20 protein-coding genes are annotated in these 20,173 nt (G+C 30.9%); 16 read left to right on the top strand and 4 right to left on the bottom strand.

Features of this window, described 5'->3' with window-relative positions; all coding sequences use genetic code 11:
* Window positions 1-7: 7 nt before the first annotated feature.
* The 5 genes from CLV86_RS01115 (at window position 8) to CLV86_RS01095 (ending at window position 6,605) form a co-directional block, all read left to right on the top strand.
* Window positions 8-1,501 (top strand): YfcC family protein, encoded by a 1,494-nt coding sequence (locus CLV86_RS01115; protein WP_121048628.1) that lies wholly within the window; start codon window positions 8-10, stop codon window positions 1,499-1,501.
* Between the two features lie 17 nt (window positions 1,502-1,518).
* A complete protein-coding gene (locus CLV86_RS01110; RefSeq protein WP_121048625.1) occupies window positions 1,519-2,649 on the top strand; it encodes an FAD-dependent monooxygenase in 1,131 nt (376 codons plus the stop codon).
* Window positions 2,650-2,857: 208 nt separating this feature from the next.
* Window positions 2,858-3,823 (top strand): hypothetical protein, encoded by a 966-nt coding sequence (locus CLV86_RS01105; protein ID WP_147427008.1) that lies wholly within the window; start codon window positions 2,858-2,860, stop codon window positions 3,821-3,823.
* A gap of 3 nt (window positions 3,824-3,826) precedes the next feature.
* Window positions 3,827-4,195, top strand: a complete 369-nt coding sequence (locus CLV86_RS01100; protein WP_121048620.1) for a hypothetical protein — start codon at window positions 3,827-3,829, stop codon at window positions 4,193-4,195.
* 238 nt (window positions 4,196-4,433) lie between these two features.
* Window positions 4,434-6,605: an endonuclease MutS2 gene (locus tag CLV86_RS01095; protein WP_121048617.1), complete on the top strand. Its 2,172-nt coding sequence runs from the start codon at window positions 4,434-4,436 to the stop codon at window positions 6,603-6,605.
* Between the two features lie 149 nt (window positions 6,606-6,754).
* On the opposite strand, the gene dnaK is transcribed toward CLV86_RS01095, so the two are convergent.
* Window positions 6,755-8,674 carry a molecular chaperone DnaK gene (gene dnaK / locus CLV86_RS01090; RefSeq protein ID WP_121048614.1) on the bottom strand — a complete coding sequence of 640 codons (1,920 nt, stop codon included), beginning with the start codon at window positions 8,672-8,674 and terminating at the stop codon, window positions 6,755-6,757.
* Window positions 8,675-8,874: 200 nt separating this feature from the next.
* Here dnaK and CLV86_RS01085 point away from each other — a divergent pair, with 200 nt between their 5' ends.
* Window positions 8,875-10,299: an L-serine ammonia-lyase gene (locus tag CLV86_RS01085; protein WP_121048610.1), complete on the top strand. Its 1,425-nt coding sequence runs from the start codon at window positions 8,875-8,877 to the stop codon at window positions 10,297-10,299.
* A gap of 24 nt (window positions 10,300-10,323) precedes the next feature.
* Here CLV86_RS01085 and CLV86_RS01080 read toward each other — a convergent pair whose 3' ends face one another.
* Window positions 10,324-10,782: a nuclear transport factor 2 family protein gene (locus CLV86_RS01080; protein ID WP_121048607.1), complete on the bottom strand. Its 459-nt coding sequence runs from the start codon at window positions 10,780-10,782 to the stop codon at window positions 10,324-10,326.
* Between the two features lie 109 nt (window positions 10,783-10,891).
* On the opposite strand from CLV86_RS01080, the gene panB reads away from it, so the two are divergent.
* The 8 genes from panB (at window position 10,892) to CLV86_RS01045 (ending at window position 16,941) form a co-directional block, all read left to right on the top strand.
* The gene (gene panB, locus CLV86_RS01075; RefSeq protein WP_076733249.1) at window positions 10,892-11,710 is read left to right on the top strand and encodes a 3-methyl-2-oxobutanoate hydroxymethyltransferase; all 819 of its coding nucleotides are present in this window, start codon (window positions 10,892-10,894) and stop codon (window positions 11,708-11,710) included.
* A 44-nt stretch (window positions 11,711-11,754) separates the two neighbouring features.
* Window positions 11,755-12,462, top strand: a complete 708-nt coding sequence (locus tag CLV86_RS01070; RefSeq protein ID WP_121048604.1) for an RluA family pseudouridine synthase — start codon at window positions 11,755-11,757, stop codon at window positions 12,460-12,462.
* Window positions 12,463-12,532: 70 nt separating this feature from the next.
* Window positions 12,533-13,903, top strand: coding sequence for an aldehyde dehydrogenase (locus CLV86_RS01065; protein WP_121048601.1), 1,371 nt, complete (start codon window positions 12,533-12,535; stop codon window positions 13,901-13,903).
* A gap of 51 nt (window positions 13,904-13,954) precedes the next feature.
* Window positions 13,955-14,365 (top strand): tRNA (adenosine(37)-N6)-threonylcarbamoyltransferase complex ATPase subunit type 1 TsaE, encoded by a 411-nt coding sequence (gene tsaE / locus CLV86_RS01060; protein ID WP_121048597.1) that lies wholly within the window; start codon window positions 13,955-13,957, stop codon window positions 14,363-14,365.
* A 174-nt stretch (window positions 14,366-14,539) separates the two neighbouring features.
* Window positions 14,540-14,683: a hypothetical protein gene (locus CLV86_RS14190; RefSeq protein WP_170148499.1), complete on the top strand. Its 144-nt coding sequence runs from the start codon at window positions 14,540-14,542 to the stop codon at window positions 14,681-14,683.
* 34 nt (window positions 14,684-14,717) lie between these two features.
* Window positions 14,718-15,167, top strand: a complete 450-nt coding sequence (locus tag CLV86_RS01055; protein ID WP_241828197.1) for a hypothetical protein — start codon at window positions 14,718-14,720, stop codon at window positions 15,165-15,167.
* A gap of 94 nt (window positions 15,168-15,261) precedes the next feature.
* The gene (locus CLV86_RS01050) at window positions 15,262-16,461 is read left to right on the top strand and encodes an alanine dehydrogenase (RefSeq protein WP_121048594.1); all 1,200 of its coding nucleotides are present in this window, start codon (window positions 15,262-15,264) and stop codon (window positions 16,459-16,461) included.
* Between the two features lie 105 nt (window positions 16,462-16,566).
* Entirely contained in the window at window positions 16,567-16,941 is a 375-nt protein-coding gene (locus CLV86_RS01045; protein ID WP_121048591.1) for a DUF4258 domain-containing protein, read from the top strand.
* On the opposite strand, the gene CLV86_RS01040 is transcribed toward CLV86_RS01045, so the two are convergent.
* Window positions 16,938-18,110, bottom strand: coding sequence for a proline dehydrogenase family protein (locus tag CLV86_RS01040; protein WP_121048588.1), 1,173 nt, complete (start codon window positions 18,108-18,110; stop codon window positions 16,938-16,940). The genes CLV86_RS01045 and CLV86_RS01040 overlap by 4 nt on opposite strands.
* 91 nt (window positions 18,111-18,201) lie before the next feature.
* Here CLV86_RS01040 and aroB point away from each other — a divergent pair, with 91 nt between their 5' ends.
* Complete coding sequence (gene aroB / locus CLV86_RS01035) at window positions 18,202-19,269, top strand: 3-dehydroquinate synthase (protein WP_121048585.1); 1,068 nt, start codon at window positions 18,202-18,204, stop codon at window positions 19,267-19,269.
* Window positions 19,270-19,346: 77 nt separating this feature from the next.
* On the top strand, window positions 19,347-19,637 hold the full coding sequence (locus tag CLV86_RS01030) for a hypothetical protein (RefSeq protein WP_076733258.1): 291 nt from the start codon (window positions 19,347-19,349) through the stop codon (window positions 19,635-19,637).
* Here the strand turns inward: CLV86_RS01030 and CLV86_RS01025 are convergent, their stop codons facing one another.
* Window positions 19,638-20,159 (bottom strand): DinB family protein, encoded by a 522-nt coding sequence (locus CLV86_RS01025; protein WP_076733259.1) that lies wholly within the window; start codon window positions 20,157-20,159, stop codon window positions 19,638-19,640.
* Window positions 20,160-20,173 lie beyond the last annotated feature (14 nt).

Here is a 20,173-nt window from a genome sequence, read left to right as displayed (position 1 = left end):
ACCAAGCATGAAAACACTTAAATTCCCAACAGCTCAAACCATTTTACTTATAATAGCAGCATTAGTTACACTCTTAACTTGGGTTGTACCAGCAGGTAAATACGACACATTAGTTTATAATAAAGAAACTAATAATTTTACACAAGCCAATTCCGAAAAGTCTATAAACCTGCCTGCCGCACAAGAAACTTTAGATGGTTTAGCTATTAAAATTCCTTTAGAAAAATTTACAAGTGGCGATATTTATAAAGCTATAAACATACCAAATACTTACAAGCAATTAGAAGCAAAACCTCAAGGAATATTCGAGTTTATAAAATCTCCTGTAAAAGGTATTATTGAAGCCGCAGATATTATATTTTTAGTATTAATAATTGGCGGATTAATAGGCATAATAAATAGCACTGGTGCTTTTGATGCTGGTATTGCATGGTTAGCCAATGCCTTAAAAGGCAGAGAGTTTATCCTAATTATTTTAGTTACAACTTTAGTTGCCATTGGTGGTACAACATTTGGCTTTGCCGAAGAAACTATTGCCTTCTTCCCTATTTTAATTCCTGTATTTTTAGCTGCTAAATACGATGCTTTAGTTGGTGTTGCCTCTATATTTATTGGCTCTTCTATTGGCACTATGTGCTCAACAATAAATCCATTTAGTAGTATTATAGCTAGTGATGCCGCAGGAATAAACTGGACAACTGGAGCAGTAGGAAGATTAATAATGCTTCTATCTTGTTTAACTATTTGTATTATATATATATTACGCTATGCAAGTAAAGTAAAAAAAGACCCAACAAAATCAATAATTTACGATCAACAACAACAAATTGCAGCATTATTTTCTACTAACACAACAGAAACAGTGAATTTTACTACACGTTTGCGTTTAGCTTTATTTGTTTTTTCAATGTGTTTTGCAATTATGATTTACGGTGTTGTATTTTTAGAATGGTGGTTTGTAGAAATGACAGCTACATTTTTAGTTGGAGCCATTATAATAGGAATTATAACCGGCATAAAAGAATCTACATTTGTGGATACATTTGTAAAAGGCGCTTCAGATTTATTAGGAGTAGCATTAATTATTGGTATTGCACGTGGTATAACCGTAATTATGGCAGATGGCTTAATAAGCGACACCATGTTATATTATGCAAGCGATGTTACAAATGGAATGAACAAAGGTGTATTTGCAAGTGCTATAACAGGCATTTACGCTGTACTTTCATTTTTTATACCTAGTTCTTCTGGAATGGCAGTATTAACTATGCCTATTATGTCGCCTTTAGCCGATGGTGTAGGCGTTGGACGCGAAATTGTAGTAAATGCTTATCAATATGGTATGGGATTATTTTACTTAATAAACCCAACAGGATTAATTTTAGCCTCATTAGCCATAGTAAAAGTTGGATTTAATAAATGGCTAAAATTTATAATGCCTTTGTTTATTATTTTGGTTGTATTTACTTTATTAGTAATGACTGTTTCCGTATATTTATAAGAAGAAAACAAACCTAAATGTACACTATTATAGGCGCTGGAATTGGTGGTTTAACTACTGCTCTAGTCTTCGAGAAATTAAACATTAAGTATCAATTATTTGAAAAAGCAAAAGGTCCAAACGCATTAGGTGCAGGTATTTGGTTAGCGCCAAATGCACTACAAGTTATGGAGTTTGCTGGTGTTTTAGACACTGTAACTAAAGTTGGAAATGTTGTTAATCGAATTACATTAGCCAATCAAAAACTAAAACCTTTGGCCGATAGTAGTCAACTACCAGCTAAAGAAAAATATGGTTTTTCAACACTTGCCATACATCGTGCTAAACTACAGTTAGCGTTAATACAATCTATACCAAAGGAAAAAATACACTGGAATAAAGCCTTTAAATTTTTTAAAGAAGAACAAGACGCTTTAACTATTGCTTTTCAAGATGGCTCCACTATAAAAAGTAAGTATCTTATTGCCGCAGATGGCATAGATTCTAAAGTACGAGCACAGTTGTTTCCTAAATCGAAAATACGTTATTCTGGCCAAACCTGCTGGCGTGGTGTTATGCAACATCCTTTACCTTTAGAGTTTAAAGACAGAGGTATAGAAATGTGGGGAAAAGGCATTAGGTTTGGGTTGTCTCAACTCTCGGAAACAGAAACTTCTTGGTTTGCCGTTAAAAACAGTAAAGCTTTTCAAAAAGATGACAAAACGGTTTTAAAAAATAAGCTTACCTTCTATTTTAAAGAGTTTCATCCTTTGGTTAATGAGTTAATTAATAAAACAGAAATAAATCATATTTTAAGAAACGATATCACCGATTTAAAACCCATAAAAAGTTGGCAAAAAGGTAACATATGTCTAATTGGTGACGCCGCACATGCTACAACACCAAATATGGGACAAGGCGGAGCTCAAGCTATTGAAGATGCTTACTACTTAGGAAAATTAATAGCAAAACATCCCAATAAAAATAATTTTGAGCAATTTGAAAAAAAACGCTTTAAGCGCGTTAATAGTATTGTAAAACAATCCTGGTTCACTGGTAAAATTGCAAACTTAAACACAGGAACCGCTATTAGAAATGCTATATTTAGTACAATTCCTAAAAAAATGATAGACAGAAACATGTACTCTGTTTACGATTTAAAAGACTAAATAATAAGATTAATTGATTGTCAATCAATTTCGTGATACACTTTCTTTAAAAACTATAACATGTACACAATCAATTGTTAAAAACTTAGCTATCAAAAGATTAAATTCTCTTGATTTAAAAACTGTAAAAATCTAACTTCGCTTAACGAATGATAGAAAACATTCCATCGTTTCATATCAGAGAAAATTGGCAGTAATTTGACAAAAATTGAACATCGAAAAACTAATTAAATATTGGAAACTGATAAGACCCAAATATTATAATACCTTAACTAGGATTTTAATTTTGGGTGGACTTGCACTTCTCTCAAAACCATTGTGGTTAGACTTTCTCAATATTATTTTCGAAGAGCTTGAATTTTCCTTGATTGGAGAAAAAGACTGGATTATCGGACTTACAATAATAGTTCTTGCTCTTATCTATAACACAATTCATAGATACATTGATTTAAATCACGAAAGAAAAAGCAAACCAGCTTTTAAAAACGTAAGTAAAAATAATATTAAAACATTTGGAGAGTTATGTCAAGAAATTATACCAATTTTAAACGATAACAAGTATATTTTTCAAACAACAGGTCCGAATTCCAATGCTCATAATGTTGAACCATTACGAACAGATTTAACGATTTGGAATAAATTAAAAAAAGAGGTTATTGCACCCAATAATTTAGCAATAAAACAATTAATTGAATCTAATCAAAAATTAATTCCTAATAAGCACGAGAACTTGTTTAGGGAAATGGTTTTGCATATTGAGGCTTTCGATGAACATTTAAAAAATCCAGAATTTGATTATTCGAATTTTCAGTTTCCAAATGAATTTCCAAAAATTATTTTAGAGTCTAGTTTTGAGAAAGCCAAAACAGATAAAAAAATGCTAAAGAAGAAACGTTGGTTAGAAAAAAGGATAGCCAAACTTAATATTACAGACTCGTTTATATTTGGTTCCACAGTATATACGCCTAATAAAGCAAATGATTTCGATTTAGCTATGTTAGTCGAACAAAATTCAATACCATTAAACGGCAACCTGAACAAAAATTTAGAAGACATAAAGTTTGATTACAAGATTAAATTTAAACAAGATTTGCATCTTACTATTTTTAATAAAACCGAAAAGTCAGATTATGAAACATTTGCCAATGACAATAATTTAAAAATAGTAATGTAAAAAATGGGAAAAAATTTACACTACTCTATTCGACCATTTATAGAAAAAGCATTAAATAATCATAATGCTGTAGAAAAGTTGGAAAAAATAGAAACCGATGACTTTTACGCATATAAGATTACACGAAGAAGAGGTTTGTCTAGTTTAATAGTTGTATTAAGTGATGATTATTACTTTAATTCTGAGTCTATTCAAAAAAAACCAGCAATTCTGAAAGATGGAGGCTTTTTTCTTAAAGCTAGACCTGAAGGAGGTGGAATTGAAGAAAGTATTCCTGAAGAAAAATTGGGTTTAGGAAAAATTGGAAAACTTTTGGGAGCTATAAATAAGGAAGACTTTTGGAACTATGAACCACCTGTTAAAGATGATTGAAAACTACTGCCAACAATGTATATAATTCATTGTTAGTTATAACTGACTTACGAAAGTCCTCGCGGATTTTCTATCTGTGGTTTATTTGCTAACTTTAGTACTTAAACCACGCAATGAAATCATACACAAACACATTAAGCGAACTCCTTCAAAATTCATAATCTCACTTCTATTCCGTAACTTTGTTAAGCTATAAAAGAAACAATTTTCAGATTCCTGTTTATTCAGGAATAATACTATGATAAATATCCACAAAAAAACACTACAAGATTTAGAGTTTGCTACTGTTTTAGAACAAATTAGCGAATATTGTGTTACCAATTTAGGCAATAAAGAAGCTTTAACTATAGAACCTTATAGAGATAAAGAGCAATTACTAAACGCCTTACAATTAACAAATGAATATGTATCGTCATTTTACAACGATAACCGCATACCAAATCATGGTTTCGATGCTATAACTAAAGAGTTACAATTATTAAATATTGAAAACACCTATTTAGAAACACATAGTTTAAAAAAAATTGTATCTATCTCGATAACAGCAAACGAGATTGTTAAGTTTCTAAATAAATTTGAAGAATACTATCCAAACTTAAAACAATTTGCTTCACGTATAGAAGTTACTACTGTAATTATAGAAAAAATAGACAGTATTGTTGATCGTTTTGGAGATGTAAAAGATAACGCCTCTACTCTACTTTACGAGATTAGACAATCTATGAATGTGCTTAAAGGTAAAATTAATTCAAGTTTTACATCGGCTTTAAACCAATACCATAATTTAGATTACTTAGACGATATTAGGGAATCTGTAGTAGAAAACAAACGTGTTTTAGCTGTAAAAGCTATGTATAGACGTAAAGTTAAAGGTGCTATTATGGGCGGAAGTAAAACAGGAAGCATTGTTTATATTGAACCTGAAACTACGCTACAACACACACGAGAACTTAATAATCTTGAATACGAAGAAAGCGAAGAAGTTGTACGTATTTTAAAAGATGTCACTAATTTTTTACGAGATTTTTTACCGTTAATAGAACAATATCAAACGTTTTTAATTGCCATAGATGTTATTGCTGCAAAGGCAAAATACGCTAAATCTATGGATGCTATTTTACCAGAAATTAGCGATAAAAAAGAATTATTTTTACGCGACGCCTACCATCCTATTCTATATTTAAATAATTTAGAAAAAAAAGAAAAAACCTTTCCGCAAACCATACAATTAAATAACGATAGTAGAATTATTGTTATTTCTGGACCAAATGCTGGAGGAAAAAGTATTACATTAAAAACAGTTGGCTTACTGCAATTAATGCTACAAAGTGGTATGTTAATTCCTGTTCACGAGCGTAGTGTAGTTACAATTTTCGACAGAATTCTTACAGATATTGGAGACAACCAATCCATAGAAAACCATTTAAGTACTTACAGCTACCGTTTAAAACAAATGAATTACTTTTTAAAGAAAGTAAATAAAAACACATTATTTTTAATAGACGAATTTGGTACAGGATCCGATCCAGAATTAGGTGGAGCTTTAGCCGAAACGTTTTTAGAAGAATTTTATGCCAGAAATGCCTTTGGTATAATTACTACACATTATGCTAATCTTAAAATGTTAGCTAATGAAAAAGATGAAATGATAAATGCTAACATGATGTTTGATGAGCGTACATTAGAACCTATGTACAAGTTAGCATTAGGTCAAGCAGGAAGCTCGTTTACTTTTGAAGTAGCACAAAAAAATGGAATTCCGTATAGTTTAATAAACCGTTCTAAAAAGAAAATAGAACGTTCTAAAGTTAGGTTTGATGCTACAATTGCTAAATTGCAAAAGCAAAGAGCAAAGCTTGAAAAAACAAGTGAATCTCTAAAAGTAAATGAAAAGAAAAAACAATCTGAAGCAGATAAACTTGAGGAAATAAATGCGAAAATTCAAAAAAAACTAGAAAACTACCAAGAATTGTACGACAGTAACCAGCGTTTAATTTATTTAGGACAAAAGGTTAACGATATTTCCGAGAAGTATTTTAGAGACAAAAGAAAACGTGAGCTTATGGCAGAACTTTTTAAGCTAGTACAAATTGAAAACTCTAAGCGTAAAAAGATATCTGCAAAACAAGCTAAAGCAGAAAAAAATAAAGAGAAACAAATAAAGCAAGAAGCAGAGAAAAAGGTAGAAGTTATTCGTAAAAAAAAGAAGGCAGAAAAAGCGAAAGCTAAACTTGTACCAGAAAAACCTAAACCTGTTTTAAAAATTGGTGATCGCGTAAGAATGCACGATGGTCGTGCAATTGGCACCATAGATACGCTAGAAAAAAATAAAGCTGTAGTAAATTATGGCATATTTACTACCAATGTAAATGTAGATTTGCTAGAATTGGTAGAAGCAGTAAAAAAGTAATAAATTATTATTAAAATAAGAGTATAAAAAAAAACGCAATCAAAATAATGATTGCGTTTTTTTTATTTGTGTTCAATCTTAAAGAGATCCCAAAATAAATTTGGAATAAGCGATTCACACAATTTTGTTTTACAAAACTGGTTCTCTGCTTACTTTACTTCTTCAAAATCTACATCCTCAACATCATCTGTAGCGTCTGCTGCTTGACCTTTAGCTCCTGCTCCTGCATCAGTTGGTCCACCTTCTTGTGCTCCACCTTGTGCTTCTTGCTGTGCTTTGTACATTTCTTCACTTGCTACTTTCCAAGCTTCGTTAATTTTCTCTAACGCTGGCTCGATTACAGCAATATCTTTAGTTTCGTAAGCTGCTTTTAATTCTGTTAAAGCTTCTTCAATTGGTGTCTTTTTATCGTCAGATAATTTATCACCAAATTCTTTAAGTTGTTTTTCCGTTTGGAAAATCATAGAATCTGCTTCGTTTAATTTCTTAGCATTTTCTGCTGCTTTTGCATCTGCTTCTGCATTTGCTTCAGCATCTGCTTTCATTTTCTGGATTTCTTCTTCAGTTAAACCAGAAGATGCTTCAATACGAATATCTTGAGATTTGTTTGTAGCTTTATCTGTAGCCGATACTTTAATAATTCCGTTAGCATCAATATCAAACGTTACTTCAATTTGTGGTACACCTCTTTGTGCTGGCGGAATACCGTCTAAGTGAAAACGTCCTATTGTTTTGTTATCTCCTGCCATGGCACGTTCACCTTGTAATACGTGGATTTCCACTGAAGGTTGATTGTCTGCTGCTGTAGAGAATACTTGTGACTTTTTAGTTGGAATTGTAGTATTAGCTTCAATAAGTTTTGTCATTACATTACCCATTGTTTCAATACCTAATGATAAAGGTGTTACATCTAAAAGTAATACATCTTTAACATCTCCTGTTAAAACTCCACCTTGAATTGCTGCTCCTAAAGATACAACTTCGTCTGGGTTCACACCTTTACTTGGCGCTTTTCCAAAGAATTTTTCTACTGCTTGCTGTACCGCTGGGATACGTGTAGATCCACCTACTAATATAATTTCATCGATATCAGATTTTGATAATCCTGCAGATTTTAATGCTGCTTGACAAGGCTCAATAGTTCTTTTTACTAAATCGTCAATTAACTGCTCGAATTTAGAACGAGTTAATGTACGTACTAAGTGTTTTGGTCCAGATGCAGTAGCAGTAATATAAGGTAAGTTAATTTCTGTTTGCTCAGAAGACGATAACTCAATCTTAGCTTTTTCTGCTGCTTCTTTTAAACGTTGTAAAGACATTGGATCTTTACGTAAATCCATAGACTCTTCAGCGTTAAACTCATCGGCTAACCAGTTAATAATTTTCTCATCTACGTCATCTCCACCTAAGTGCGTATCACCATCTGTAGCTAAAACTTCAAATACACCATCTCCTAATTCAAGGATAGATACATCGTGTGTTCCACCACCAAAATCGAATACTACTATTTTTTGGTCTGTTCCTTTTTTGTCCATACCATAAGCTAAAGCTGCTGCTGTAGGCTCGTTAATAATACGACGTACTTTTAAACCTGCAATTTCACCAGCTTCTTTTGTAGCTTGACGTTGTGCATCGTTAAAGTATGCTGGTACAGTAATAACAGCTTCTCCTACTGAAGTCCCTAAGTAATCTTCGGCAGTTTTCTTCATTTTTTGTAATACCATTGCAGATAACTCTTGTGGCGTATATAAACGACCGTCAACATCTACACGAGGTGTATCGTTATCTCCTTTTACTACTTTATATGGTACACGTTCTGCTTCGTTTTTAGACTCAGAATATTTGTTACCCATAAAACGTTTAATAGAATAAACAGTTTTTGTTGGGTTTGTTACTGCTTGTCTTTTTGCTGGATCTCCAACTTTAATTTCTCCACCTTCTACAAAGGCGATTACTGATGGTGTTGTTCTTTTACCTTCAGCATTCGGGATAACTACTGGCTCGTTACCTTCCATTACAGAAACGCAAGAGTTGGTAGTTCCTAAATCGATTCCAATAATCTTACTCATAATTTATGTTTTTGTTTTTATATTTTTCCGCGTAAGCGAAAGTTATTTTAATTAATATTTACGATTGGAATAAGTCAATGATTATGCCATTAGAAAAAATGTGACAGGTTGTCATAACACAAAAAAAATATGAGTTATTTTAAAATACCATAGAAACCAAAAACCTATATTTGCTTAACTAAAAAAAGGATTAAATAATTATGGAATGTATTTCGGTTTTCGATATGCTTAAAATTGGTGTAGGACCTTCAAGCTCTCACACTTTAGGACCTTGGCGTGCTGCCGAAAGATGGTTGCATGAATTAAAACAAGACAATGTTTTTAACGATGTAACTAGAGTTCAAGTAGATTTATATGGTTCTTTATCACTAACAGGTAAAGGTCATGCCACAGACTTAGCTGTAATGTTAGGTTTAAGCGGAAGCGATCCAGAATACATACCAACAGAAACTATAGATATTATTATTGCATCTATAGAGAATACAGAGAAATTGGTTTTAGGGAATGAAAAAATAATAGATTTTGATAAAAACTCTGAAATTATTTTTAACCGCGTATTTCTCCCATTTCATTCTAACGCAATTACATTTACTGCTTTTAGTATGAATACAGAAATTCATCAATCTACATTTTATTCCATTGGTGGTGGCTTTGTTATAAAAGAAGAACGTACCGTTGATGCCGAAAATAAAGAGTTAATAAAAGAATTTCCTTTTCCAAGTCATACCGCAAAACAGCTTTTAAATTTTTGTAATACCGAAAACAAATCTATTTCTGAAATTGTTTTAGAAAACGAACGCTCTCTAAGAGACGATGAAAAAATAGATTTTGAATTAAATAGAATTTGGCAAACCATGCTTGACTGTATGTTTACAGGCTGCCACACAGAAGGCACTTTACCTGGAGGATTAAATGTGCGTAGGCGTGCTTTTGATATGCATAAGAAATTAAATATCGAAATGCCATACGTTACCTCTCAAGACTGGCTACAGTCTATAAGACAAAGTGAAGTAAAATTTCGCCAAATTTTAAAATGGGTAAGTTGCTTCGCATTATCTGTAAACGAAGTTAATGCTTCTCTTGGCCGTGTAGTTACAGCTCCTACAAATGGTAGTGCTGGAGTAATACCAGCTGTATTAATGTATTATATGGTTATAGAAAATCATGATGCAAGTTTTAAAGAAATTAAACAATTTCTTTTAGTAGCCGGAGAAATTGGCAGTATCTTTAAAAAAGGTGCTACAATCTCTGCTGCAATGGGAGGCTGCCAAGCCGAAATTGGAGTGAGCTCTGCAATGGCTGCTGGTGCCTTAACAGAACTTCTTGGTGGTACACCAGAACAAGTTATGATTGCTGCAGAAATTGCTATGGAACACCATCTTGGTCTTACTTGCGATCCTATTGGCGGATTAGTACAAATTCCTTGTATAGAAAGAAACTCTATGGGAGCAATAAAAGCAATTAACGCTGCTGAACTTGCACTAGAAACAGACCCAAAAAATGTAAAAGTACCTTTAGATAAAGTGGTTGATACTATGTGGGAAACAGCAAAAGATATGAATAATAAATACAAAGAAACTTCCACTGGAGGTTTAGCTGTAAGAGTAAATATGGCAGATTGCTAATTTAATTTTTAAATAAGCTTTAAACTATTGCTTACAATTTTCACGTCTTCGTGTATCTACTAAATAAAAAATTTGCCAAGTATTATTCTGTTTAATTAATTGAAAAGAGTTTACACCGCAATGGCTAAATTTTGAATTAAACCAAAACTCGTAATTTGTCCATACATTAGCCATATTGCCATCTATTTGAATATTATAACTCAATATTTTTTCTTGAAATGTGCTTTCTTTTGGTATAGAAACTATAGATTTTAAAAAGTCTGATCCCTTTGTTGTAGAAAGTTCTACAACTACTCCTCTATCTTTACCTACAGTTTGTAATATTAAAGACTTATGCATTAAAGGTTTCATTATCAAACTATCTTGTTTGTGAAAACCTTCAAAAAAAGTTTCAATTGTGTTTTTAATTTCAATTTCATTTTGAGTTTGCGCATTAATACTTCCATATAAAAATAAAGAAAGGATTACTATAACTTGTTTCATAATTTTATAGAATATTTAATAGCAAGGTATTGTTTTTTAGAATTAAATAAAAATAACGCTATATATAGTAAATTTAGTATTTTTACAGTCTATACTTAATTTTAAATAAATGTCTGTAGCAAAAAAAGAATATAAAAGAGTCACTGTCAAATCTTTAGTCGATATGAAAAAACGTGGAGAAAAAATCTCTATGTTAACTGCTTATGATTATACAATGGCAAAAATTGTTGATGGTGCTGGTATTGATGTTATTTTAGTTGGTGATTCTGCTAGTAATGTTATGGCTGGTCATGAAACTACACTACCAATAACTTTAGACCAAATGATTTATCATGCATCTTCTGTTATTCGTGCCATAGAACGTGCTCTTGTTGTTGTAGATTTACCTTTTGGTAGCTACCAAAGCGATCCAAAAGAAGCCTTACGCTCTGCCATAAGAATAATGAAAGAATCTGGTGGGCATGCAGTAAAAATGGAAGGTGGTAAAGAAGTAAAAGATTCTATAAAACGTATTCTTCATGCTGGAATTCCTGTAATGGGACACTTAGGTTTAACACCACAATCTATATATAAATTTGGAACTTATACTGTTCGTGCTAAAGAAGAACAAGAAGCACAACGTCTTAAAGAAGACGCTATTATGCTTGAAAAAGCAGGTTGTTTTGCTATTGTTTTAGAAAAAATACCAGCAAAATTAGCTCAAGAAGTTGCTAAAAGTGTTTCTATACCTGTAATTGGCATTGGTGCTGGTGCTGGTGTAGATGGCCAAGTTTTAGTTACACATGACATGATTGGAATGACTCATGAATTTAATCCTCGTTTTTTACGTAGATATATGAATTTATATGAAGAAATGACCAACGCTTTTACACAATATGGAGAAGATGTAAAATCTGGTGATTTTCCAAATAACGATGAGCAATATTAATCAACTAGCATTTAGCAGTTAAGCTATTTATTATTCTTGTTTTTGTGACTAAATTTTCAGACAAAGTACTATCAAACAAAAATAACTTACAAGTTATTTATGAAGATAACCATATTATTGTGGTTAATAAACGTGCTGGAGATATTGTACAAGGTGATAAAACTGGAGACAAACCATTAAGCGATGTTGTAAAAGAATATATCGCAGATAAATACAATAAGCCAGGTAATGTGTATTTAGGTACAGTACATAGGCTAGATAGACCAACAACTGGCTTAGTAATATTTTCTAAAACTAGTAAAGCATTACCTCGATTAAATAAGCTATTTGTATCTAAAGATATTTCAAAAACTTATTGGGCTTTAGTAAAAAACTCACCAGAAAAAGAGATAGGCACTTTAATACATTGGTTAAAAAAGAATCCAAAAAACAATAAATCCAAAGCTCATAAAAATGAAGTACCAGATAGCAAAAAAGCTATTTTACACTATAAAACTATTAAACAATTAGATAACTATTATCTTTTAGAAGTAAATTTAGAAACTGGTCGTCATCATCAAATTAGAGTGCAATTATCAACTATTGGTTGTCCTATAAAAGGAGATTTAAAATATGGATTCGATCGTAGTAATAAGGATGCAAGTATAAGTTTACACGCTAGAAACATTAAATTTATACATCCTGTTTCTAAAATTAACTTAAATATTACCGCACCATTACCAATAGATACTGTTTGGCAAGCGTGTTTGTAACGCAATTTAATATTCTTAAGATTTATAAATCTAAAAGGATATTGTAACTTTATTCTCTAATATATTTTTTATGATACCTGAATTATTACAATCTCAAAAAGACTATTTTAAAACTGGTGAAACTAAAAATATTAATTTTAGAAAAAAGCTTTTAAAAAAATTAAGAGAAGAACTTGTAAATCAAGAAAATGCTATAATTGAAGCTTTAGCTAAGGACTTTAATAAACCTGCTTTTGAAAGTGTTTTAACAGAAACCTCTGTTGTACTTTCAGATTTAGATTTAATGATTAAAAATCTAAAAAAATGGTCTAAACCTAAGCGTGTAATTCCTGCTTTGTTAAATTTTCCGTCGACCGATAAATTATACTCAGAGCCTTACGGACAGACTTTAATTATTGCACCTTGGAACTATCCTTATCAATTAGCAATTGCACCAATGGTTGCCGCAATTGCTGCTGGAAACACTGTAATATTAAAACCTAGTGAGCTTACTCCTAACACATCTGCTTTATTAAAAAATATAATTGAAAAAGTTTTTAAACCAGAACATGTTAGTGTTGTTGAAGGTGGTGTAGATGTTTCTACAAAATTACTTGAGCAACGTTGGGACTATATATTCTTTACAGGTAGTGTAAATGTGGGAAAAATTGTAGCTAAGGCAGCTGCTAACTACTTAACTCCTGTAACTTTAGAATTAGGCGGAAAAAATCCATGCATAATCGATGAAACAGCAAATATAAAATTAACCGCTAAACGTATTGTTTGGGGCAAATTTATAAATGCTGGACAAACTTGTATTGCACCAGACTATATATTAATTCAAAAAAATAAAAAAGAAGAATTTTATATAGCAATACAAAATGAAATTGAAAATGCTTATTCTAAAAACCCAGAAAATTCAGAAGATTTTTGCCGTATTATAAATACCAAAAATTTTGAACGTTTAAAAAATATGCTTGTAAACCAAAAATGCATTATCGGCGGTATTACTAATGCTAAAAATAATTACATTGCTCCCACTGTAATTGATGAGCCAAGTATAGATAGTGAGGTTATGCAAGATGAAATATTTGGACCAATACTTCCTGTTATTTCATATAAAGATGAAAATGAAATAGAATCTATTATAAGTAACTACAATAAACCTCTATCTCTTTATGTATTTACTAATAATTCTACAAAAGCTAAAAATATAATTGAAAAATACTCCTTTGGAGGCGGCTGCATAAACGATACTGTTGTACACTTTGCAAATCATAGATTACCATTTGGTGGAGTTGGTAATAGTGGAATTGGTGCTTATCATGGTAAACTTTCTTTTGATACTTTCTCTCATAAAAAAGCAATAGTTAAAAAAGGTAATTGGTTAGATTTACCTGTAAGATATGCACCATATAATGGAAAATTAAAAACAATAAAAAAATTCTTAAAATGGATTTAAAACAACTTGCTTTATTAAAATTTTAATAATTAAAATATTTATTTTTACAATATGCTTAAAATAGAATATACTTTAAAAGATATAGACACTGTAGCAAAAAAAATTTTACAACAATCAACGTCTAAAACCTTTCTCTTTAAAGCCGAAATGGGAGTTGGCAAAACAACACTTATTAAAGCACTAGTTAAAGCTTTAGGCTCTAACGATACAGTAAGCAGCCCAACTTTTTCTTTAGTAAATGAATATCAATCTAACACTGAAACTATATATCATTTTGATTTATACAGAGTTGAAGACCAAAACGAATTATACGATTTTGGTATAGAAGATTATTTAGACACTGAAGCTTATCTATTTGTAGAATGGCCTCAATTAGCAGAAAATTTATTTACAAATTATAATACAATATCAATTTCATTAGAAAAGGATAGTTTTAGGATTCTAAAAATGACTGAAAATTAATTTTTTTACATTTTTATATCTCCCTAAAAAGTGTATTTTTGGGCAGATTACGGTTTTTACCGTAACGAAAAATTAATAAAAAAGGTTTTTTAACATAAATTTAACATTTAGCGACTTTTTTGACTAGAGATTTATATAAATTTGAGTAATTAATTAATTTAAATCCCTATAATTATGAAAACAAAAAAGTATGTAATAGCATTAGCTATTTTCGGAGGTGCATTGTTCACCGCAAACGCAACAAACATCATTGACTTAAATGAGCAAACAGAAACTGGAATTGAAAAATGGAGAATTAAAATCCCTACACACGGATAAAAAGAAATTTATCCTAGGGAGTTTCATTGCTTTAATGATAGCAATATCTCCTTATTTATTTTACTTATACGAAAGTGTTCCAGACGATAAAGTTTGGGACACTTTTCTTTTTACTTACGACAGTAATTTTTATGAAAGTGCACAAATTGCTTTCTGGACTTTAAGTAATAAACTAATTCCATTATATTTTTTAATATTATGGTTCTTTACTTGTAGACATTGGTGGCATCATGCTATAATAATTCCTATATTAACATATATTTTTCAAATAGCTTTTATATTAAATGAGGACATGAAATATGTAGATAGTTTTCAATTTAAATATTCAATACCTATAATGGCTATTATTATACCTTCTATTTATTTAATTAGAGCAAGAATATTTAACAGATTAAACACTGTAGATAAAACAACTCAAGAGCTTGAAGACGAGCTTAAGTTTAAGCCAAAAACGTTTTGGGGGAAAGTAAAACAGTATTTTTAGTAGAATTTATATTCTATAAATTCCATTTAAAAATGTCTTGTTCTTTTGCATTTTATTTGTAATTTAAAACTCTATAAATAACGCATAATAACACATGGCAAAATCCATTACTCCGTTTTCTAAAGCAGAATTATTACCTCAAGAAGAAACCTTAGAAATTTTAAAACAAAAAAGTTCATTATTTATAGGTATACCAAAGGAAACTGCTTTTCAAGAAAAACGTGTTTGCTTGACTCCGGATGCTGTTTCTGCTATTGTAAACAATGGTCATCGTGTACTTATAGAGTCTGGCGCAGGAAAAGGTTCAAAATTTAGTGATAAAGATTATAGCGAAAATGGTGCAGAAATAACTAGCGATGTTGCTAAAGTTTATAGTTGCCCAATGATTTTAAAAGTAGAACCTCCTACTCTAGAAGAATTAAAGTTAATAAACCCTCAAACCATTTTAATTTCTGCATTACAATTAAAAATGCAGTCTAAAAAATATTTTGAGACTTTAGCCAGTAAACGCATAACTGCTTTAGCGTTCGAGTTTATTCGAGATGACGATGGTGCATATCCAGCAGTTCGTGCTTTAAGTGAAATTGCAGGTACCGCATCTGTATTAATTGCATCAGAGTTATTAAGTAATACCAGTAACGGTAATGGTTTAATGTTTGGTAATATTAGCGGTGTACCACCTGTAGAAGTGGTTATTTTAGGAGCTGGAACAGTTGGAGAATTTGCTGCTAGAAGCGCTATTGGTTTAGGTGCAAATGTAAAAATATTTGACAACTCTATAACTAAGCTTCGCTGTGTACAAACAAATCTAGGAAGAACGCTTTATACTTCTACAATTCAGCCCAAATATTTAAACAAAGCTTTAAAGCGTTGTGATGTTGTAATTGGTGCAGTTCGTGGAAAAGATCGCTCGCCTGTTATAGTTACAGAAGCAATGGTAGAGCAAATGAAAAAAGGTTCTGTAATTATAGATGTTAGTATAGATATGGGTGGTTGTTTTGAAACTAGCGATGTTACTACTCACAAAAATCCAGTTTTTGAAAAACATGGAGTTATACACTATTGCGTACCTAACATTCCTGCTCGTTACTCTAGAACAGCTTCTGCTTCTATAAGTAATATATTTACGCCATACTTGCTTAAAATTGGAGAAGATGGAGGTTTAGAACATTCATTACGTATGGATCGAGGTCTTAAAAGCGGACTTTATTTCTATCATGGTATTCTAACAAATCGTGCGGTTGGCGAGTGGTTTAACATGAGTTATAACGATATTAACTTACTTATTTTTTAAAATAGATTTTCTTTAATTAATCAGTTTAATTCACGAATTTTGCTTTTAATTAAATTTCCTATATAATAAGAACTATAGGAGTTTTTAACAAAAATTAAAAAATCTATGAGTTTACTAAAAAGGTTTGGTTATTATTTTGGAGGATTTGCAATTGGACTAGTAATTTTAGCATTTTTCCTAAATGGCAAAAAAGCATCTTGCGATTATGGACCAGATGCTAGAGTTTTAAAAAATATAAGATCTAAAACCTTAGCTTATTCCAATAATGCAGAAATATTTATGTCTTCAAAAAACATAGATACTACTAAAATAAACTACATTTTATATAAAGGAGATGTTAATTTTTCAGATAGCGATACTAGAAAAAAACCTTGTGGTATCTATCTTGTAGAAGGAAAAATAGAAGAAAACAAAACCAGATTAACAGTAGAAAACTGTGAAACTATAGCAACTATAAACAATATAGAATATATAGATTAAGCTTTTCTACGTGAGCGTTCTTTTTTAAGTAAAGACAACTCACGACTTGTTTGTCCGGCAACAGAAGTATTCTCTTCTGCACGACGTATTAAATAAGGCATAACATCTTTTACCGGTCCAAATGGTAAGTATTTTGCCACATTGTACCCTCGTTTAGCAAGATTAAAACTAATATGGTCACTCATACCATACAATTGCCCAAACCAAACACGATTATCTTCTTTACTTATATTTAAGTTCTCCATCTGCTCTAAAGCCAAATAAGTACTTTCTTCATTATGCGTTCCTATAAATATAGAAATCTCGTTTAAGTTTTCTAAAATATATTTTTGGCAATTATTAAAATTATCATCTGTAGTTTTCTTATCTGCACAAATTGGAGACTCGTAACCTTTCTCTAAAGCACGTTCACGCTCTTTTTCCATATATGCACCACGAACAATTTTATATCCTAATTTATAACCGTGTTCTTTAGCTCTTTTATGGGTTGCTTTTAAAAAGTCAAACCTATCCCAACGGTAAGTTTGTAATGTATTATAAACGTAAGGAACTTCTTTATTATAGCGTTCCATCATTTTCTCTATAATCTCATCTGCTGCATCTTGCATCCAGCTTTCTTCAGCATCTATTAAAACTTCAACATCGCTAGCTTTTGCAAGATTGCATAATTTATCTAAACGTCCTATTACTCTATTCCACTCCGCTTCTTCTTCCTTAGTAAACTCTTTACCTTCTCCTCTTTTTTGAAATAAATAAAAACGCCCTAAAGCCGTAGGTTTAAAAACAACAATTGGCATTGCGTCTTTTTTCTCTGAAAATTCAATTATTTTAATAAGTCTTTCGGTAGCATCATCAAATTGATTTTCTGAAGCTTTACCTTCAACCGAATAATCTAATACAGAACAAACACCTGCAGTATACATATTGTCTATTACTGGCAAACAATCTTTCTCGTTTACACCTCCACAAAAATGATCAAAAACTGTTGCTCTAATTAAACCTTCTACAGGTAATTTAGCCTTTAAAGCAAATCTAGTTGCTGCTGTACCAATACGAACTAATGGCTCGTTTGCAATCATTTTAAATAAAAAATAAGCGCGTTCTAATTGAGAATCACTTTTTAAACTGAAAGCAACTTCAGTATTATCGAAGATATTTTTTAATGTCATTTAGTAAAAAATAATTTCTACAAATATAAATTATCAAAGTTATAATTCTTTTAAAAGTACGTATTTTTACAGTATAATAATTCACATTTTAATGACAACAATTACAACTCAAGATTATTCTATATATTTTAACAATAATGGCTATAAAGCTTTAAATAAACACTTAAAAAAATTAAAATATTCTAAAGTTTTTATTTTATGCGATACCAATACAAATATAGATTGCGTACCATTTTTATTAGCTAATATAGATACAGATATAACTTACGATATTTTAGAAATCGATCCAGGAGAAGAGTCTAAAAACCTTGATATATGTTTAGGGCTTTGGGAAACGCTATCTGAGTATGGTGCCGATAGAAAGAGTGTTATTATAAATGTAGGTGGCGGAGTTGTTACAGATTTAGGCGGATTTGTAGCCTCTACTTTTAAACGAGGTATAGATTTTATAAACGTTCCCACATCCTTATTAGCAATGGTAGATGCCTCAATTGGTGGCAAAACAGGAATTGATTTAGGTGCTTTAAAAAATCAAATAGGAGTTATAAGTACTCCAGAATTAATTGTAGTCGATACTTCATTTTTAGGCACTTTACCTCAATTAGAAATGCGCTCTGGTTTAGCTGAAATGCTAAAGCATGGCCTTATTTACGATGAAAGCTATTGGAATAAACTACAAGATTTATCTGAATCTACAATAGATGATTTAGATGCGTTAATTTACGAGTCTATAATTATAAAGAAGAATATTGTTGAGCAAGATCCTACAGAGCAAAACTTACGTAAAACATTAAATTATGGTCATACTTTGGGTCATGCTATAGAATCCTATTTTATGAAGAATGACACTAAGAAAAGACTTTTACATGGCGAAGCTATTGCTATAGGTATTATTTTAGCTAATTACTTATCTGTAAAATACTGTGGTTTTTCAGAAAACAAAAGCAATTCTATAAAAGCTATCATAAAAGCTATTTATGGACATGTAGAGATTAATGAAACTGACTACACTCCTATAATTGAGCTTTTAAAATATGATAAGAAAAATGAACACGGCAACATTAACTTTGTACTATTAGAAGCCATTGGTAAACCTAAAACAGATTGTATAGTAGAAAATGAAGCTATATTAGAGGCTTTTAAGTTTTACGATGCTTAATATGTTTTTTAGCTAAAAATTTGTATTTTTATATAACACCTTACTAAAATTAACTTTTAACTTAAAAATTAAATGTTATGAAAAGAGTTATTGTAGATTATAAAAAACTAACACCACAAGTTCTAAACTTACTTACATTAAAATATCCAGATGGTTACGGTGATGATGATATTGTTGTTTTCGACAATCATAAAAATGAAACCATAGAAGCGGTTGAAGTTAAAACCGAAGACACAGTTTATTTAGTAAAAGTTGGTAGTAAACTGCATTATACTATGGCCAATCTTGGTGATACCGATGATTTATTACTAAATGAAGATGGACATATTTTAATTGAAGAATCTATAAAAAACGGAGAAGAAGAATAATTACAAATATCTTTCTTTAATAACTTCGCAATGGTGCTTTTCATGGCCTGATACCAAAAAACCTAATGCTCTAACAGACACTTCTCCTCCACTTGCAATACCAGTTCTTTTAAGTATTTCACTATCACTACCAAATGTTTTATACAATGCAATGGTAGATTTTCTTACTAATATATATTCCTCTAATAAGTCCTCTATAGTTCTATTATTAGCAAAACTCTCTATAGCATAGTCGTTTTCTTCAAAACCAGCAACAGGAGTTTTATCTTTTCTTGCAAAACGTAAAGCTCTATAGGCAAAAACACGTTCGGAGTCTATTAAATGATTAATAATTTCTTTTATAGACCACTTACCTTCCGCATAACTATACTCTAACTTTTCAGCAGGAATAGATTTAAAAAACTGTATTGTTTTATCCAAACCATCTTCTAAACCGTCTAACAATATTAAATCACCTATTCTATCTATATAAGGTTGAAAATATGGCAAGTATTCGTTTTTATTTAAGTCTTTTACTTTCATAATATTTAAAATAA

Origin of the sequence: Lacinutrix venerupis (assembly GCF_003663945.1) — a bacterium.
GTDB lineage: Bacteria > Bacteroidota > Bacteroidia > Flavobacteriales > Flavobacteriaceae > Lacinutrix > Lacinutrix venerupis.
This window is presented reverse-complemented; position numbering and strand designations above follow the sequence as displayed.

Excerpts from the sequence above, each read along its gene's own strand:
- CLV86_RS01050 (WP_121048594.1), top strand. The coding sequence starts at position 15,262 with ATGGCAAAATCCATTACTCCGTTTTCTAAAGCAGAATTATTACCTCAA.
- CLV86_RS01080 (WP_121048607.1), bottom strand. The coding sequence starts at position 10,782 with ATGAAACAAGTTATAGTAATCCTTTCTTTATTTTTATATGGAAGTATT.
- tsaE (WP_121048597.1), top strand. The coding sequence starts at position 13,955 with ATGCTTAAAATAGAATATACTTTAAAAGATATAGACACTGTAGCAAAA.
- CLV86_RS01100 (WP_121048620.1), top strand. The coding sequence starts at position 3,827 with ATGGGAAAAAATTTACACTACTCTATTCGACCATTTATAGAAAAAGCA.
- panB (WP_076733249.1), top strand. The coding sequence starts at position 10,892 with ATGTCTGTAGCAAAAAAAGAATATAAAAGAGTCACTGTCAAATCTTTA.
- CLV86_RS01040 (WP_121048588.1), bottom strand. The coding sequence starts at position 18,110 with ATGACATTAAAAAATATCTTCGATAATACTGAAGTTGCTTTCAGTTTA.
- CLV86_RS01025 (WP_076733259.1), bottom strand. The coding sequence starts at position 20,159 with ATGAAAGTAAAAGACTTAAATAAAAACGAATACTTGCCATATTTTCAA.
- aroB (WP_121048585.1), top strand. The coding sequence starts at position 18,202 with ATGACAACAATTACAACTCAAGATTATTCTATATATTTTAACAATAAT.
- CLV86_RS01115 (WP_121048628.1), top strand. The coding sequence starts at position 8 with ATGAAAACACTTAAATTCCCAACAGCTCAAACCATTTTACTTATAATA.
- CLV86_RS01065 (WP_121048601.1), top strand. The coding sequence starts at position 12,533 with ATGATACCTGAATTATTACAATCTCAAAAAGACTATTTTAAAACTGGT.
- CLV86_RS14190 (WP_170148499.1), top strand. The coding sequence starts at position 14,540 with ATGAAAACAAAAAAGTATGTAATAGCATTAGCTATTTTCGGAGGTGCA.
- CLV86_RS01055 (WP_241828197.1), top strand. The coding sequence starts at position 14,718 with ATGATAGCAATATCTCCTTATTTATTTTACTTATACGAAAGTGTTCCA.
- CLV86_RS01095 (WP_121048617.1), top strand. The coding sequence starts at position 4,434 with ATGATAAATATCCACAAAAAAACACTACAAGATTTAGAGTTTGCTACT.
- dnaK (WP_121048614.1), bottom strand. The coding sequence starts at position 8,674 with ATGAGTAAGATTATTGGAATCGATTTAGGAACTACCAACTCTTGCGTT.
- CLV86_RS01110 (WP_121048625.1), top strand. The coding sequence starts at position 1,519 with ATGTACACTATTATAGGCGCTGGAATTGGTGGTTTAACTACTGCTCTA.
- CLV86_RS01030 (WP_076733258.1), top strand. The coding sequence starts at position 19,347 with ATGAAAAGAGTTATTGTAGATTATAAAAAACTAACACCACAAGTTCTA.
- CLV86_RS01045 (WP_121048591.1), top strand. The coding sequence starts at position 16,567 with ATGAGTTTACTAAAAAGGTTTGGTTATTATTTTGGAGGATTTGCAATT.
- CLV86_RS01085 (WP_121048610.1), top strand. The coding sequence starts at position 8,875 with ATGGAATGTATTTCGGTTTTCGATATGCTTAAAATTGGTGTAGGACCT.